A 15,155-nucleotide genomic window follows, 5' to 3' on the forward strand; every position below is an offset into this window, starting at 1 on the left:
CAGCCTGCTTGCTGGCGATGGTGTCCTCAAGGGCCCTATCGCCGGCAAGCCGGCTCCTACAGGTCGATTTCCAGCTTTAGAATTTTATAAAATGCTTGCGGTAGTGCTGCAGCTCGGCGATGGATTCGCGGATATCGTCCAGGGCCAGGTGAGTGCTGCCCTTCTGGAAGCTGTCACGCACTTCAGGGGCCCAGCGCGCAGCCAGTTCCTTGAGCGTCGACACGTCAAGGTTGCGGTAATGGAAATAGCTTTCCAGGGATTTCATGTGGGTGTACAGGAAGCGACGATCCTGGCAAATGCTGTTACCACAGATCGGCGACTTGCCTTTTGGCACCCATTTCTCCAGAAATGCGATGGTCTCGGCTTCGGCTTCGGCCATGCTGATACGACTGTCGCGAACCCGTTGAGTCAGACCCGAGCCGCCATGTTGACGGGTATTCCACTCATCCATGCCGGCGAGAATTTCATCACTGTGGTGGATGGCGATCACCGGGCCTTCGGCCAGGGTGTTCAAATCACTGTCAGTGACAATGGTGGCCATCTCGATGATGACGTCCGTATCAGGGTTCAGACCGGTCATTTCCAGGTCGATCCAGATCAGATTCTGTGGGTTTTGCATGTGTCGGCTCCTAGGCAATGCTGCGCAGTTTAGCTTAGAGAGGTGGCCGGGCGTGCTAAACTCGCGACCGTTTTACCTAATCGCTGCATTCTTGATACGGAACACCCATGGCCAAACGCCAACTCAATCGTCGTCAAAACTGGCGCATCGAAAAGATTCAGGGCGAGCGCGCTGCCCGCGCCGCCAAACGCGAGTCCTCGGCTGTCGAGGCACTCGAAGGTGGCGACCTAGGTCCGGAACAAACCGGCCTGGTGATCGCGCACTTCGGCGTGCAGGTCGAAGTCGAGGCCCTTGATGGCGATTTGGCCGGCCAGGTATTCCGCTGCCACTTGCGGGCCAACCTGCCTGCGCTGGTAACCGGCGACCGGGTTGTGTGGCGGGCCGGCAACCAGGGTATCGGCGTGATCGTCGCGCAACTGCCGCGCAACACCGAGCTCTGCCGCCCCGATAGCCGTGGCCAGCTCAAGCCGGTGGCAGCCAACGTCGACATGATCGTGATTGTCTTCGCCCCGCTGCCCGAGCCTCACGCCAACCTCATCGATCGTTATCTGGTCGCCGCCGAGCACGCGGGCATCCGTCCGTTGCTGCTGCTGAACAAATTCGACCTGATCGACGAGCAGAACGCCCCGGCGCTGAATGCTTTGCTGGCGGTCTACCGCACGCTGGGTTATCCGGTGCTGGAAGTCTCGGCCCACCACGGCAACGGCATGGAACAGCTGCAGCAACAGCTGGACGGGCGCATCAGCGTGTTCGTCGGCCAATCCGGCGTCGGCAAGTCCTCGCTGGTCAACAGCCTACTGCCGGAAGTCGACACCCGCGTCGGCCCACTGTCGGAGCTGTCCGGTCAGGGCACCCATACCACCACCACCGCGCGCCTGTTCCACTTCCCCGGTGGCGGTGAGCTGATCGACTCACCGGGTATCCGTGAGTTCGGCCTGGGCCACGTCAGCCGCGCCGACGTCGAAGCCGGCTTCATCGAGTTCAATGACCTGATCGGCACCTGCCGCTTCCGCGACTGCAAACACGACCGCGAACCCGGTTGCGCCCTGCTCAAGGCCCTGGAAGACGGCCGCGTGCAACAGCAACGGATGAACAGCTACCGCTCGATCATCGCCAGCTTGCCTGAAAGCACCTACTAAACAGCCGCCCCCGCCCCCTCGACACCGAGGGGGCGGGCTTGCTGCTGCCTGCCTGTAAAATCCGAAGACCATTAAACGTCAGACATTTCTGTAGGGCTTGCACACGCCCGCTGTAGGACATTTCTCTTTATCCACCAAGACCTTGTTACCGCCCAGCTGTTGCCTACATTCAAGCCCTCTGCAATCTGAGGGATCTTTCATGCAAACCTATCACCTGTTCATCAGCCACTCGTGGAACTACGCCGACAAACACGATCGCCTGGTTGAAATGCTCGCCGCGCACCCGACTTTCACTTTCAAGAATTTTTCGGTACCACCGCACAATCCGATCATTGGCGCGCTGAATGACCAGCAGCTGGAAGCGGCCATCGAAAACAAGATTCGGCCATGTTCGGCTGTGCTGATCATGGCCGGCATGTATTCCACCTATAGCAAGTGGATCAACAAGGAAATCGCGATCGCCAAGCGCATGGGCAAGGTCATCATCGCGATCAAGCCGTTCGGCGCCGAGCGCATTTCCACGGTAGTCCGCCAGGCCGCGCATGCGGAGTGCGCGTGGAATACCCTCAGCATCATCAGTGCCATCCGCACTCACGCGGCGGATTGAAGCATGCGTAAAGGCCTGTTTATTGGAATCAACAATTACCAGCATGTCTCCTCGTTGAACGGCTGCAACAACGATGCAATGGCCATGGCTTCGGTGCTCAAGACCAATGCCAATGGCGATCCGAATTTCAAGAACGTCGTGCTGACCTCGGCCGAGGACTACCTGAGCCGCGAGAAGATCGAAGATCAGATTCGCGAGTTGTTTTCCGGCGATTGCAACGTTGCCCTGCTGTACTTCGCCGGTCACGGCGCCTACGACTCGGATACCGACGAGGGCATGCTGGTGCCCCAGGACTACAAGTCCGCCAAGGACGGAATCCGCATCAGCGACATCCTCAACTGGGCGTCCAAAGCAACCAAGATCAAAAACAAGGTAGTCATCCTCGACTGCTGCCAGGGCGGCTCCGCCGGCGAGGTCCGCGCCTTGCGCAGCGAGAGCAGCATGGTTGGCGAGGGCATGACCATTCTCACCGCCTGCAAGAAAGAGGAGCCGGCCATGGAGGGCGCAAATCATGGCGTGTTCACCGGCTTGCTGCTCCAGGCCTTGCACGGCGGCGCCGCCAACATCCTGGGCAAAATCACCCCCGGCAGCCTTTACTCGTTCGTCGACAATGCACTCGACGCCTGGGAGCAGCGACCGGTGTTCAAGACCAACGTGTCGCAGTTCATTTCACTGCGGGAAGTCTCACCGCTCATCCCCAAGGAAATCCTGCGCAAGCTGCCCGACTGGTTCGCCGAGGCCGAGTCGGTCTTCGCGCTGGACCCGAGCTACGAACCCACCGAGGCCAGCTTCGATCCCGCCCACGGCGAAGTGTTCGCCCAATTGCAGAAGTGCAATCGCCACAGCCTGGTCGAGCCAGTGGACGCCGAACACATGTACTACGCCGCCCTCCACTCCACCGGCTGCCGCCTGACAGCGCTCGGCGCCTATTACCGCGAACTCGCGATCAAGGGACATTTCTGATGCCAGTGTTTATCAGCTACCGCCACGTGGATCGCGCCCATGCGATGCACATCAACACCCGCCTGATGCAGGCAAACATCAAGACTTATCTGGATGTGCTGGACCCGGAATCCCAGACCACCGAGGACATTACTGAGGTCATCACCAGAAATATCAGCGAATGCACGCATCTGCTGGCCGTGGTCTCGGAAAGAACCGCACAGTCGTGGTGGGTGCCTTTTGAAATCGGCGAAGCAACTATCAGCAACCGGCGCATCTGCTCGTTCAAGACCGGACCCACCGAGTTGCCGCTGTACCTCGACAAGTGGCCGAAACTGACCACCGGCAAAGACATCGACTTCTTCATTGAGGCGTATAAAAACGAAGTGATACTCAAACGCTCGGCTGCGCTGGATTCGATCACCGGCAACCAGTCCACACGCAGCTTCAATAAAACCAACGCCGAGCGCTTCCACGCTGACCTCAAGAACCGCATCCGCCGCGGTATTTGAGCCAGGCAACAGCGACAAAAAAGCCGACATAGATGGTCGGCTTTTTCGTGGTTTATGGTTTGGCCGGTTCAGCCGGCTTGGGCGCGGCATCCTCGAACAGATTCAACCGTTCGCGAATCTCATGCGCCGGTATCGGCTGCTTGTCCGCCGGCAAGGCATTCGGGTCGACCGGGGTGGGCGGGACTTCGCCCGGTGCACCCTGGCCCTGGGGTAGCGCGCCTGAAGGGTCGGCACCTTGCGCTCCTTCAATCGCTTCCTGGGCCTTTTTGGTCAAGACCACGATGTCGATACGGCGGTTGACCGGATTGAACGGTTTCTCCCGATCGAACAGGGCCGAAGACGCATAACCGACCACGCGTGCCACCTGCGACTCCGGATAACTGCCGGCTACCAGTGCGCGCCGCGCAGCGTTGGCGCGGTTGGCCGACAGTTCCCAGTTACCAAACTCGCCGGTGCCAGTGTACGGCGTGGCATCGGTGTGGCCGCTGATGCTGATCTTGTTCGGCACCGCCTTGATGGTGTCAGCCATGGCCAGCAGGATGTCTTCGAAGTAAGGTTTCAAACGGGCGCTGCCCGAGTCGAACATCGGCCGGTTTTCCGCGTCCATGATCTGGATGCGCAAGCTGTTCGGGGTGATCTCGAACAGGATCTGATCCTTGAATTTCTGCAGCTGCGGGTTCTCGTCGACCTTGTTCTGCAGCTCTTGCAGCAACAGTTCCAGGCGCTCTTTCTCGACCTGCTCGGCCATGCCTTCGACCTGCTCGGTATCGATGGTCACCTTGTCCGGCTGCGGCTGAGACTTGACTTCAGGATTGAGGGTGTTCTCCGGCGCCAGGGTCGGCGAGCCGCCCAGGTCGATGATGTAGGGCGTGCCGCTTTCGGAAAAACCGATCGGGTCCTTGAAGTAGCCGGCGATGGCGATTTTCTGCTCAGGCGTCGCCGTGGACAGCAGCCACAACACCAGGAAGAACGCCATCATCGCCGTCGCGAAGTCGGCGAAGGCGATTTTCCAGGCGCCGCCGTGATGCCCGGCGGCGATGCGCTTGACGCGCTTGATGATTATCGGCTGGTTGTTTTCCATGACTCAGCGTCCGCGAACCGCTTGTTCCAGCTCGGAGAAGCTCGGACGGTGCGCCGGATACAGCACCTTGCGCCCGAACTCCACCGCCAGCGATGGCGGCATGCCGGAGGCCGAAGCGACGAGCGAAGCCTTGATGGCCTCGTATACGTTCAACTCTTCCTTGGCATCGTGAGCCAGGGAATGGGCCAATGGGCCGAAGAAACCGTAAGCCGCGAGAATACCGAAAAAGGTCCCCACCAGCGCCGCGCCGACGTGCATGCCGATGGCTTTCTGGTCGCCTTCACCGAGGGAGGCCATGGTCACCACGATGCCCAATACGGCAGCCACGATACCGAATCCCGGCATGGCGTCGGCGATGCCGTTGACGGCGTGGGACGGGTGTTCAAGGTCTTCCTTGAGACTGTAGAGCTCCATGTCGAACAGACCTTCGAGCTCATGGGGCGCCATGTTGCCGGAGGACATGATGCGCAGGTAGTCACAGATGAACGCGGTCATGCGCTCATCTTTGAGAACAGTCGGGTATTTGGCGAAAATCGGGCTCGCCGCCGCATCCTCGATGTCGCCTTCGATCGCCATCATGCCTTCACGGCGGCTCTTGTTGAGGATCTCGTAAATCAGACCCAGCACTTCCAGGTAGAAGGCATGACTGAAGCGCGACCCGAACATGCTCAGGGACTTCTTGAGCACGTGCATCGTCATATAGCCAGGGTTGGCCTGCAGGAATGCGCCAAGCGCTGCACCGCCAATGATCAGTACCTCGAAAGGCTGGATCAGGGCGGCGATTTTGCCGTGGGAAAGCACGTATCCGCCGAGCACGCTCGCGAATACGACAATGATGCCGATTATTTTAGCCATAGGTAGGAGAGCACTTACTGAGTCGGGTTCAAGGTCATATTCGGAAGTTAAAAAATCTCTTCTTCTACTTATCGGCAAAACTGCGCCAGACTATAGCCCGTTCAGGCGAAAAGCCACTTTGGCTCATTCAGCGCGCAGGTAATGCAGACGATGATTACGTCCAACCATGGCTAATGAAACGCACGTTCCAACCCCACAACCCACGACTCTCGAAGGCTGGACCAAGCTTCTCGATAGCGTGCGCCTGCCCGTTCCGCAAGCCAGTCACGACCGGGTGTGCCAGGCGATTCGCAATAACCGCAGCTCGTTGCGCGATATCGCCGAACTGATCCAGGGCAGCCCGGCCCTGGCGCTGAGCGTGATACGCGAAGCCAACCGGCAGGCGCGCAGCGGCATGAGTGAACCGGCGGAAAACCTCGAGGTGGCGATCACTCGGCTCGGCCTGAAACGTACTGAAGAATTGCTCGCCCGCCTGCCGACGCTGCCCCAGCTGGAAATACCCCCGGCCTTGCGCCAGTTGCAGCTGATCAGCCAGCACGCGAGCCAGCAAGCCAATGGCTTTTTTGCCAGTCGCCTGGCGCGGCTGTGGCAGGACATTCATTGGGGCAGCCTGCTGTTTTTGTCACCGCTTTGGCCGATGGCGCTGACCTCCCCGCAATTGCTTGAAGAGTGGGAACGGCGGGTGATTCATAAAGGCGAATCGGCGCGCAAGGTCGAACTCCAGCTGTTCGGCGTGCGTTTGCTGGAAATCTGCCAGGCTTTGGTTGATCTGTGGCGTCTGCCGATCTGGGTCGAGCAGGGTTACCGCCTGTTGCTCAATGAGCAGCGGGAACTGGTCAAGGTCCTGCGCATTGCTCGCGACAGCGATCATCCGTTGCGCCAGCAGAATCGCCTGGACGACGACCCAACCCTGCGTCGCTGGCTCAATCAGCCTGCCAACACCGTACTGCTAGCCAATGGCCTGGCGCTGTCGGCGCAACAGGCCTGGGACAGTCCCCACAGCAAACGCTGGCAGTACCTGACCAGCCTGTACCTGCAAGAATCGATGGACGAGGTGCAGCAACAATTGCACCAGCAAGCCGCCAACAGCGCCAGGCTGCATGCCATGCCTGACCTGTGGCACCCGGCGGTGTCGCTGATCTGGCCGTGGGACACCAGCCGCCTGCAGGCAGGTTTGCAGCCGACCGCCCCGCCGACTGCGCAAGACCTGGCCAAGTGGCGCAAGGTGTGTGCCGAGTTGCTGGTGGAACCGAGTCGCTTCGCCAATGCGATGCACCTGACCACGTCCGCCAGGGATGCACTGCTCGCCTGCGGCATGCGCCGGGTGCTGATCCTGATGGCCGATCGCAGCCACGCCAATTTGCGCGTGCATCAAAGCGCCGGACTACCCAAGGACGTCGCCAGCCTGAACCTGCAGGTCAGCCAGAGCACCGTGCTGCAACGCCTGCTCGCCCAACAGGCCCAGGTGCGCCTGACTCCGCAAAACAATGCCCAGCTGTCTGGTTTACTGCCGGCCAGCCTGCGCTCGCTATTTTCCGGCGAACACTTGCTGCTGCGCTCACTGGTCAATAACGGCCGGGTGATTATGCTCGTGGTGGCGGACCAGGGTGGCGGGCCTTTCTCGGACATCACCGTGCAAGCCTTCGGCAAAACCGCGCAATGTATCGAGAAGGCGCTGCACAGCTTTAGCCACCGTGGCCAATGAGGCTGCGTTACAATCCTCCTTTTTGTGCTCTGGAGACCTCACATGTCTGACTTCTCTGGCTTGGCGCTGGTCATCGAGCCAGGCGACCTGCTCGCCCGTCTCGACGCGCGCAATCTGATTCTGGTGGACCTCACCAGCAGTGCCCGCTACGCCCAAGGGCATATACCTGGGGCGCGCTTTGTCGACCCCAAGCGCACGCAACTCGGTCAGCCTCCCGCTCCGGGCCTGATGCCGCCGCACGCTGCACTTGAAGCGTTGTTTGGCGAACTGGGCCACAACAAGGATGCGGTGTACGTGGTGTATGACGACGAAGGCGGCGGCTGGGCCGGGCGCTTCATCTGGTTGCTCGACGTGATCGGTCACAAGAACTACCACTACCTGGATGGCGGCCTGCTGTCCTGGCTGGCGGAAGGCCTGCCGGTCTCGACCGAGGTCCCGGTTTCGGCGGGGGGTCCGGTAAGCCTGACCTTGCACGACGAGCCCACCGCTACCCGTGAATACCTGCAAAGCCGGGTTGGCGCCACCGACCTGGCGATCTGGGACGCGCGCGCCCCGCAGGAATATTCCGGCCAAAAGGTCCTGGCGGCCAAGGCCGGACACATTCCCGGCGCGATCAATTTCGAATGGACCGCCGGCATGGATCAGGCGCGCAACCTGCGCATCCGCACTGATATGCCGCAAATCCTCGAACAACTGGGGATAACCCCGGACAAAGAAGTTATTACTCACTGCCAGACTCACCATCGCTCTGGCTTCACTTATCTGGTGGCCAAGGCGCTCGGTTATCCGCGGGTCAAGGGTTACGCCGGCTCCTGGGGCGAATGGGGCAACCATCCCGACACCCCCGTAGAGATCTAAGGTTTTTAAGGACAGTTAATGAACAAGCGTCTGTTTATCCTCAGCCAATACCTGCTGCCTCATCACTTGCTCTCGCGACTGGCCGGCTGCATTGCCGAATGCCGCGTGCGCTGGTTCAAGAATGCGTTCACCGCCTGGTTCGCCAAGCGTTATCAGGTGGACATGTCCCAGGCGCTGGTCGAAGACCTGACAGCCTACGAGCATTTCAACGCATTCTTTACCCGCGCCCTGAAAGAGGGTGCGCGCCCACTGGATGAAACGCCCGGGGCGATCCTCAGCCCAGCCGATGGCGCAGTCAGCCAGCTTGGCCCGATCGAGCACGGTCGCGTGTTCCAGGCCAAGGGCCACAGTTTCAGCGTGCTCGAATTGCTGGGTGGCGATGCGGCCAACGCTGCGCCGTTCATGGGCGGTGATTTCGCGACCATCTACCTGTCGCCGAAAGACTACCACCGCGTGCACATGCCACTGGCCGGTACCTTGCGTGAGATGGTCTACATCCCGGGTCGCATCTTCTCGGTCAACCAGACCACCGCCGAAAACGTTCCGGAGCTGTTCGCCCGTAACGAGCGCGTGGCATGCATCTTCGACACCGAGCGCGGGCCGATGGCCGTGGTGCTGGTGGGCGCGATGATTGTGGCGTCGATCGAAACCGTCTGGGCCGGCCTGGTCACTCCGCCGAAGCGTGAGCTGAAAACCTTCCGCTACGACGAAGCCGCCCGTGCGCCGATCCACCTGGAAAAAGGTGCGGAATTGGGACGCTTCAAGCTGGGTTCGACTGCTGTCGTGCTGTTCGGGCCGGATCAGGTGAAATGGGCTGAAGGCCTGGGCGCGCTGTCCCCGGTGCAAATGGGTCAGGCGTTGGGTTTGCCTAAGGCCTGATAGCCAACCTATCCCCGTAGGAGCTGCCGCAGGCTGCGATCTTTTGACTTTGTTATTAAAATCAAAAGATCGCAGCCTCCGGCAGCTCCTACACGGTCTGATTCCTGCTATGGTTTTTGCCATGAATGAGACCAGCCCACTCCAGTTGTTACGTGCCCCGCTTCCCCAGCAGTCGCGCCTGTCGTTCTGTGAACCGACCCCGCGTGACCTCAAGCGCTGGATCGCCAACCTGCCCAAGGCCAACATTGGCGAGACCGCCCGCCTGCTCTATCAGGGCCTGGGCGAACTCAACCAGCTGCTAACCCCCAGCGACAATCGCCTGCAACTGCTCGAGCTGTTGCGACCCGAGGTGTACTACGTCTGCAAACACCTGGAGCGGCACTTCCTGCACCAGGCGATCGTGCTGGACGAGCGCTCGCGCAAGATCGCGAATCTGTGCCAGGCACTGCAAAGCCACCTGGCGATTGGCTACAAACAGATCGTCCTGCGCATTTCGCCGCGTTTCAGCAAGGACCGCGCCCCGCTCCTGACTCAGGCACTGCAACGAGCGATTCATTGCCTCAACGGTCCACTGATGCGAGCGACGCAGCTGTATTGCCCGGCGCCGGAAGGTCTCTGGCTGGAGCTGCATCAACTGTATCGAATCGCCTGCTCGCACCAGCTCCAGCGCCAGAGCGTGCGCGACGAACTGGCCAGCCAGACGCAAAACCTGAGCGTCGAGCAGACTTATGTTACGGCGCTGCTGATGGGTGCCGCACGCTGCAATCAACTGCGCCAGAACCAGATCGCGCGCCTCGCCGAGGTGCTGGAGTCATGGAGCTCGCTGATTACGCTGCAGCCACGCAAATCGGTGGAGGGGCTGTTCGCCGTCGCGCCGATGCTCGATACGGCACCGCGGTATCGCTCCAAGTTCAGGAGCGAACAACAGGGCGAGTTATTGGCGATTGATACCCAGCCGCTGGTGACTGCCCTCGACGCTCACCTGCTCAAGACCGTCTCGGCGAAACCGCTGCTGGTGCCAACCGGCTTGAGCCTGGATACCTTGCAACACCTGAGTGCCGCCTGGGGCCAGGCAGCCGAGCGCAGTTTTCAGCGCACGCCCAGCCAGGGCCAGTTGACCCTGTGCGTTGGCATGAGCGCCCTGCACTTCTATCTGGGCGGGCAGCGCTCGTTCAGTGACTTGCTGAAAAACCACGGTGGCCGCCAGGCGAAATTTTCCGCGCAGGCGTCGGCAAACAAGGGGCAGGACCAATGGACTCACGCCTTTGATGCCGCCCCTGATGGCAACGGCCAAGACTTGCTGCCCTACGAAGAAATCGAATATCCCCAGCTGCAGAACGATGACAGCAATGAGGCTGCAGACAGTAACCGACATTTCCCAACCTATGTCTTGCCGGTGGTCAACCACAGCCCTGGCGGCTATTGCCTGGCCTGGCCCGGCGAAGTGCCCGCCGAGCTCCAGGCGGGCGAGATGGTCGGCATCGAGGACATCGCCGGCCAGGGCTGGAGCATCGCAGTGGTACGCTGGATTCGTCAGGTGCGTGGCGGTGGAACACAGATGGGGATCGAGCAGGTTGCCCCCTATGCCGAGCCATGCGGCCTGCAACTGGTGCGCACCCGTGATGACCACAGTCACTACCTGCGCGGCCTGTTGCTACCCGCGATCAGCGCGGTCGACCTGCCAGCCACGCTGCTTGCGCCGCGCCTGCCGTTTCAGGAAGGACAGAAGGTGATGATCAATACCAACGGCGAGGAACACCGGGCAGGGCTGGATCGACGGGTGGCGAGTACCAACAGTTTCAACCAGTTTGCTTACCGGTCTTTGGAGGCGGGCAAGAGCGACAACGCCGCGGGTGGCGGCACTGAGGAGGATTTTGATTCTTTGTGGAAGTCGCTTTGAGCATAGGCATGAAAATAGTGGTGCGGCCATCGCGGGCAAGCCTTGCTCCCACAGGTCAGTGAAGCTCCCAGGTGGGTGATTTTGTGGGAGCAAGGCTTGCCCGCGATGAGGTCTGATCAGGCGACTAAAATCTCAGAGCTGCCCATCACGATCCCGAAAGCCCAGCAGATACAGCACCCCATCCAGCCCCAGGGTGGAGATCGCCTGTTTCGCCGACTGCTTGACCAGCGGCTTGGCGCGGAATGCCACGCCCAACCCGGCAATCGCCAGCATCGGCAAATCGTTGGCGCCATCGCCGACGGCAATCGTCTGTTCCAGCCGCAGGCCCTCTTTGTGCGCCAGCTCCTTCAACAGGTCCGCCTTGCGCTGAGCATCGACGATCGGCTCGACCGCCACGCCAGTCACCTTGCCGTCGACCACTTCCAGTTCATTGGCGAACACGTAGTCAATGCCCAGCTTGGCTTGCAACTGCTTGGCGAAATAAGTGAAGCCGCCGGACAGGATGGCGGTCTTGTAACCCAGGCGCTTGAGTTCGGCGAACAGGGTTTCGGCGCCTTCGGTCAGACGCAGTGACGCGCCGATCGAATCCAGTACGCTAACATCCAGCCCCTGCAGCAAGGCCAGGCGTTCCTTGAAACTTGCGCGAAAATCCAGCTCGCCGGCCATCGCTCGTTCGGTGATCGCCGAAACCTGCTCGCCGACACCGGCGGCCTTGGCCAGCTCGTCGATGACTTCGGCCTCGATCAGCGTCGAGTCCATGTCGAATACCGCCAGGCGCCGGTTGCGGCGGAACAGCGAGTCTTCCTGGAAGGCAATATCGACGTTCAGGTCCTGCGCCACGCTCAGGAACTCGGCCCGCAGCGCCTGTGGGTCGGCCGCTTCGCCACGCACGGAAAACTCGATGCAGCCCTTGCCCTTGTCGGCCGGCGTATCCAGCGGCATGCGCCCGGACAAACGATCGATATGATCGATGTTCAGCTCATATTTGGCGGTGATCGAGCTGACGGCCTGCAGTTGCTCGGCCGTCACTTTGCGGGTCAACAGGGTGACAATGTGGCGTTTCTTCCCCTGATTGCCGACCCACTGCTGGTAATCCTCTTCGGAAACCGGAGTGAAGCGCACCTGCTGATCCAGCTTGTAGGCCGTGAACAGGATGTCCTTGAGGACCGACTTGCCTTGCTCGGTGTCGGGAATTTCAACCAGGATGCCGAACGACAGGGTGTCGTGGATCACCGCCTGGCCGATGTCGAGAATGTTTACACCACCCTGGGCCAGAACGCCGGTAATGGCCGCAGTCAGACCCGGACGGTCGACTCCCGTGATGTTAATCAGGACGATTTCGCGCAAGGCGCACCCCCGCAAGTGGAAAAAAACCGCATTCTACCCACATTCAGTGACCATCGGGCACCGTGAGCGCTTTGCCGGTCTGGGGCCTGTCGCTATACTGCGCGTCAACTTCACGGACAAAAGAGCCGAGCTCAAGTGAACCGGCCCACGCCAGTAAAAACCGATAACTTCTTTCTGCTGATCTTCCGGGCACTGCGCCATCGCCGTGTACCGATTGCATTACGCATTGCCAGCCATAACGTGATCCTGGTCGCTCTGGCCCTGGTCATCTACGCCTGCGTGATGGGTTTGCAGTTCAAGCAGGCCATGCACGAGCAGGCGGATGCGCTGGGCGAAAGCCTGACTACGCAAACCGCCACCTCCGCCACCGAGCTGCTGGTGTCCAACGACATCCTCAGCCTGAATGTGCTGCTCAACAACCTGACCAAGAACAAGCTGGTGGCTCACGCCGCCATCTATAGCGTGGATAACCGCATCCTCGCCGAAGCCGGTCAGCGCCCCAAGCACAGCCTGCTGGGCGAAGCCGAGGGCATGTACCAGAGCAAGATCACCTTTCAGGACGTGACCGCCGGGCAACTGCGCATCAGCCTGGACATGGATCAATTTCAGCAACCGATGACCATCAGCCTGCAGAGCATGGGCATCCTCAGCGCCATTCTGCTGGCCTTGTCCCTGGCCCTGAGTCTGCGCCTCGGTCGGCACATCTCCACGCCGCTGCTGCAACTGCGGGTGTGGCTGCGCAATATCGACGAATACACCCCGGCCACCGAGCGTCAGGACGAGATCGGCGACCTGGCGCGCCAGCTGCACGCCAACTTCGCCCCGGAGCCTGTTGAACCCGAGCCCGAACCAGAGCCCGAGTTCGACGAGGTAGAAGAGGACGACGAACCGGCTTTCGAGGTCCGCAACCTGCGCGACCCGAGTTTCGACGAAACCCGGCCAGTAGCCGGCTTGAAGCCTGCACCTCGGCAGATCGTCAGTACTGTGGAAGATGATGACGACGAAGACCCTTTTGCCGATCTTCGTGACGAGACAGTCACCAGCGAACCTGCACCAGTGGTTAAAGCGCGGGCCTCCAACGTGCCGCAGCACAGCGCCGTACTGGCCGTGCAACTGGGCGCCCAGGATCAACTGCGTCGCCTGCCCCGCACTCGTCTGGAGGAGTTGCTCAAGCGTTATCGCGACTGCCTCGACCAGGCCGCTTCGCTCTACCAGAGCGAGCTGCATACCCTGAACGACGGCAGCACGCTGATGCTGTTCCACACCGAAGACAGCGGCGAAGACTACCTGACCAATGCGATTTGCTGCGGCGAGTTGCTGCGTGCGCTGGGTCATCAGTTGCAGATCGAAGTGGCCGACTCGGGCATTACCCTGCAACTGCAGCTGGGTCTCACCTTGGGTGACGAGCTGTACGGCCTGAGCCAGATCGACCTGCTGCTGACCGAGTCGGCCCAGGATGCCCTGGCCCTGTCACAACACAGTCGTAATCTGCTGCTGGTGGAACGCAAGATCAGTGACGACGTGCTGATCCGCCAACGTGCGCGGATCCGTCCGATCGCCAGCCCCGAGGGCGCCTGCTGCGTGGAGCGGTTGATGGAGCCGTACCCATCGATGCTGGAGCGGCAACTGGCGCGGATGCATGAACGCCGGGCTTAAGCCCTGATGTGAAAAAGCCCGCAGATGAGTGATTGTCTGCGGGCTTTTTTGTTGGCTGTAAGGGCCTCATCGCGAGCAGGCTCACTCCTACAGTGGGGGACAACACCGATCCAATGTAGGAGTGAGCATGCTCGTGATGAGGCCGGCAGCAACACCGTAAATCTCCAGGGCAAAAACAACAAAGCCCGCACAAGGCGGGCTCTGTTATGGGTTCACCCAGGCTTCAGAACCTGAATACTTCCATATCCGTGCGAATCGGCGAAGCCATCGGGATCTTTGGCTGCTTGTCCTTTTCTGCCGCAGGCGCCACCGGCTTGGCTGCCGGTTTCTTCGGCGCCTCGGCGATTGGCGGCTGGTTAGCCAGGGGCTTGAGCGCTACCGACAACTGCTCCGCCAGCTTCTGCAGCAACACGCCCTGGGCCTGGACCTGAGCCGCAGTACCACCAGCGTGCTGCTCTTGCAGATGAATGATGCGATTGTCACGAACCTGGCCGCGACGGTCGATCAAGCGCCATTGCGCATCGAGGATCGCTGGCTGCGACTCACCCGAGTCCAGGCGCGTAATGGTCAGCAGCACCTGCACATCCGGCGTGAAACCCAGGGTCGCCGGCGCCAGCACTACGCGCTGGCTGTCCAGATGACCAGATACCTGGCGCAACAGCAATTGGTCGATGTCCGAAGACAGGCTCCCGGCCCAGCGACCATCGGTCGAAGCCTGGAGGCTGCCATCGGGTTGACGCTGCAGCAGGGTTTCCCGTTGCAGGTAGTCGGCAATCGTCACCGGCCCCAGCAATACGGCCATGCCGGCACTTTGTGCGGGCTGAACCGGATTGCCACTGTCCAGCTGATACAGCGACACCGGTTGGTGAACGCTGCAACCCGCCAGGCCAAGAACGCCAGCGAGCATCAAGATAAAAGGAAGGCGCAGAGCAGTCATCGTCCCATCCAGGTGGTTGCCACACGGCTAACCACAGTGAAAATACTCAATAAATATGAAGATCGCTCGGCCACGCCGGCGCTTGAAAGGCCGTATCATCCGTGAATATGCGTCCCGA

14 protein-coding genes are annotated in these 15,155 nt (G+C 60.6%); 9 read left to right on the forward strand and 5 right to left on the reverse strand.

Annotated features, from left to right (window positions below; all coding sequences use genetic code 11):
• Nucleotides 1-76: 76 nt before the first annotated feature.
• On the reverse strand, nt 77-619 hold the full coding sequence (gene orn / locus ORL50_RS05745; protein WP_045061845.1) for an oligoribonuclease: 543 nt from the start codon (nt 617-619) through the stop codon (nt 77-79).
• Nucleotides 620-726: 107 nt separating this feature from the next.
• Here orn and rsgA point away from each other — a divergent pair, with 107 nt between their 5' ends.
• From rsgA to ORL50_RS05765, 4 genes are all read left to right on the forward strand, one after another.
• A complete protein-coding gene (gene rsgA, locus ORL50_RS05750) occupies nt 727-1,758 on the forward strand; it encodes a small ribosomal subunit biogenesis GTPase RsgA (RefSeq protein WP_045061846.1) in 1,032 nt (343 codons plus the stop codon).
• A gap of 199 nt (nt 1,759-1,957) precedes the next feature.
• Nucleotides 1,958-2,365, forward strand: coding sequence for a TIR domain-containing protein (locus tag ORL50_RS05755; protein WP_266010969.1), 408 nt, complete (start codon nt 1,958-1,960; stop codon nt 2,363-2,365).
• 3 nt (nt 2,366-2,368) lie between these two features.
• The gene (locus ORL50_RS05760) at nt 2,369-3,328 is read left to right on the forward strand and encodes a caspase family protein (protein WP_266010971.1); all 960 of its coding nucleotides are present in this window, start codon (nt 2,369-2,371) and stop codon (nt 3,326-3,328) included.
• A complete protein-coding gene (locus tag ORL50_RS05765) occupies nt 3,328-3,819 on the forward strand; it encodes a toll/interleukin-1 receptor domain-containing protein (protein ID WP_266010973.1) in 492 nt (163 codons plus the stop codon). The genes ORL50_RS05760 and ORL50_RS05765 overlap by 1 nt, the downstream gene beginning before the upstream one ends.
• 52 nt (nt 3,820-3,871) lie before the next feature.
• Here ORL50_RS05765 and motB read toward each other — a convergent pair whose 3' ends face one another.
• Together motB and motA are read right to left on the reverse strand one after the other, a co-directional pair.
• On the reverse strand, nt 3,872-4,900 hold the full coding sequence (motB, locus tag ORL50_RS05770) for a flagellar motor protein MotB (RefSeq protein ID WP_266010975.1): 1,029 nt from the start codon (nt 4,898-4,900) through the stop codon (nt 3,872-3,874).
• A gap of 3 nt (nt 4,901-4,903) precedes the next feature.
• A complete protein-coding gene (gene motA, locus ORL50_RS05775; RefSeq protein ID WP_266010977.1) occupies nt 4,904-5,755 on the reverse strand; it encodes a flagellar motor stator protein MotA in 852 nt (283 codons plus the stop codon).
• 166 nt (nt 5,756-5,921) lie between these two features.
• On the opposite strand from motA, the gene ORL50_RS05780 reads away from it, so the two are divergent.
• The 4 genes from ORL50_RS05780 to ORL50_RS05795 all read left to right on the forward strand — a co-directional run bounded on the left by ORL50_RS05780 (nt 5,922) and on the right by ORL50_RS05795 (nt 11,097).
• Nucleotides 5,922-7,460 carry an HDOD domain-containing protein gene (locus ORL50_RS05780; RefSeq protein ID WP_266010979.1) on the forward strand — a complete coding sequence of 513 codons (1,539 nt, stop codon included), beginning with the start codon at nt 5,922-5,924 and terminating at the stop codon, nt 7,458-7,460.
• Between the two features lie 42 nt (nt 7,461-7,502).
• Entirely contained in the window at nt 7,503-8,318 is an 816-nt protein-coding gene (locus ORL50_RS05785) for a rhodanese-like domain-containing protein (RefSeq protein WP_266010981.1), read from the forward strand.
• Between the two features lie 18 nt (nt 8,319-8,336).
• Nucleotides 8,337-9,197, forward strand: a complete 861-nt coding sequence (asd, locus tag ORL50_RS05790) for an archaetidylserine decarboxylase (protein WP_045061852.1) — start codon at nt 8,337-8,339, stop codon at nt 9,195-9,197.
• Between the two features lie 121 nt (nt 9,198-9,318).
• On the forward strand, nt 9,319-11,097 hold the full coding sequence (locus ORL50_RS05795) for a cyclic-di-GMP receptor FimW-related protein (RefSeq protein ID WP_266010985.1): 1,779 nt from the start codon (nt 9,319-9,321) through the stop codon (nt 11,095-11,097).
• A gap of 132 nt (nt 11,098-11,229) precedes the next feature.
• Here the strand turns inward: ORL50_RS05795 and serB are convergent, their stop codons facing one another.
• The gene (serB, locus tag ORL50_RS05800; RefSeq protein ID WP_266010987.1) at nt 11,230-12,444 is read right to left on the reverse strand and encodes a phosphoserine phosphatase SerB; all 1,215 of its coding nucleotides are present in this window, start codon (nt 12,442-12,444) and stop codon (nt 11,230-11,232) included.
• Nucleotides 12,445-12,579: 135 nt separating this feature from the next.
• On the opposite strand from serB, the gene ORL50_RS05805 reads away from it, so the two are divergent.
• Nucleotides 12,580-14,100, forward strand: coding sequence for an AhpA/YtjB family protein (locus tag ORL50_RS05805; RefSeq protein WP_266010989.1), 1,521 nt, complete (start codon nt 12,580-12,582; stop codon nt 14,098-14,100).
• A 223-nt stretch (nt 14,101-14,323) separates the two neighbouring features.
• On the opposite strand, the gene ORL50_RS05810 is transcribed toward ORL50_RS05805, so the two are convergent.
• Complete coding sequence (locus ORL50_RS05810; RefSeq protein ID WP_266010991.1) at nt 14,324-15,037, reverse strand: PqiC family protein; 714 nt, start codon at nt 15,035-15,037, stop codon at nt 14,324-14,326.
• Nucleotides 15,038-15,155: the final 118 nt, after the last annotated feature.

Source organism: Pseudomonas sp. RIT-562, assembly GCF_026241895.1.
In the GTDB taxonomy this organism is placed as follows: domain Bacteria; phylum Pseudomonadota; class Gammaproteobacteria; order Pseudomonadales; family Pseudomonadaceae; genus Aquipseudomonas; species Aquipseudomonas mandelii_F.

Coding starts and splice junctions, on each gene's coding strand:
- orn (WP_045061845.1), bottom strand. CDS start 619: ATGCAAAACCCACAGAATCTGATCTGGATCGACCTGGAAATGACCGGT.
- rsgA (WP_045061846.1), top strand. CDS start 727: ATGGCCAAACGCCAACTCAATCGTCGTCAAAACTGGCGCATCGAAAAG.
- ORL50_RS05755 (WP_266010969.1), top strand. CDS start 1,958: ATGCAAACCTATCACCTGTTCATCAGCCACTCGTGGAACTACGCCGAC.
- ORL50_RS05760 (WP_266010971.1), top strand. CDS start 2,369: ATGCGTAAAGGCCTGTTTATTGGAATCAACAATTACCAGCATGTCTCC.
- ORL50_RS05765 (WP_266010973.1), top strand. CDS start 3,328: ATGCCAGTGTTTATCAGCTACCGCCACGTGGATCGCGCCCATGCGATG.
- motB (WP_266010975.1), bottom strand. CDS start 4,900: ATGGAAAACAACCAGCCGATAATCATCAAGCGCGTCAAGCGCATCGCC.
- motA (WP_266010977.1), bottom strand. CDS start 5,755: ATGGCTAAAATAATCGGCATCATTGTCGTATTCGCGAGCGTGCTCGGC.
- ORL50_RS05780 (WP_266010979.1), top strand. CDS start 5,922: ATGGCTAATGAAACGCACGTTCCAACCCCACAACCCACGACTCTCGAA.
- ORL50_RS05785 (WP_266010981.1), top strand. CDS start 7,503: ATGTCTGACTTCTCTGGCTTGGCGCTGGTCATCGAGCCAGGCGACCTG.
- asd (WP_045061852.1), top strand. CDS start 8,337: ATGAACAAGCGTCTGTTTATCCTCAGCCAATACCTGCTGCCTCATCAC.
- ORL50_RS05795 (WP_266010985.1), top strand. CDS start 9,319: ATGAATGAGACCAGCCCACTCCAGTTGTTACGTGCCCCGCTTCCCCAG.
- ORL50_RS05810 (WP_266010991.1), bottom strand. CDS start 15,037: ATGACTGCTCTGCGCCTTCCTTTTATCTTGATGCTCGCTGGCGTTCTT.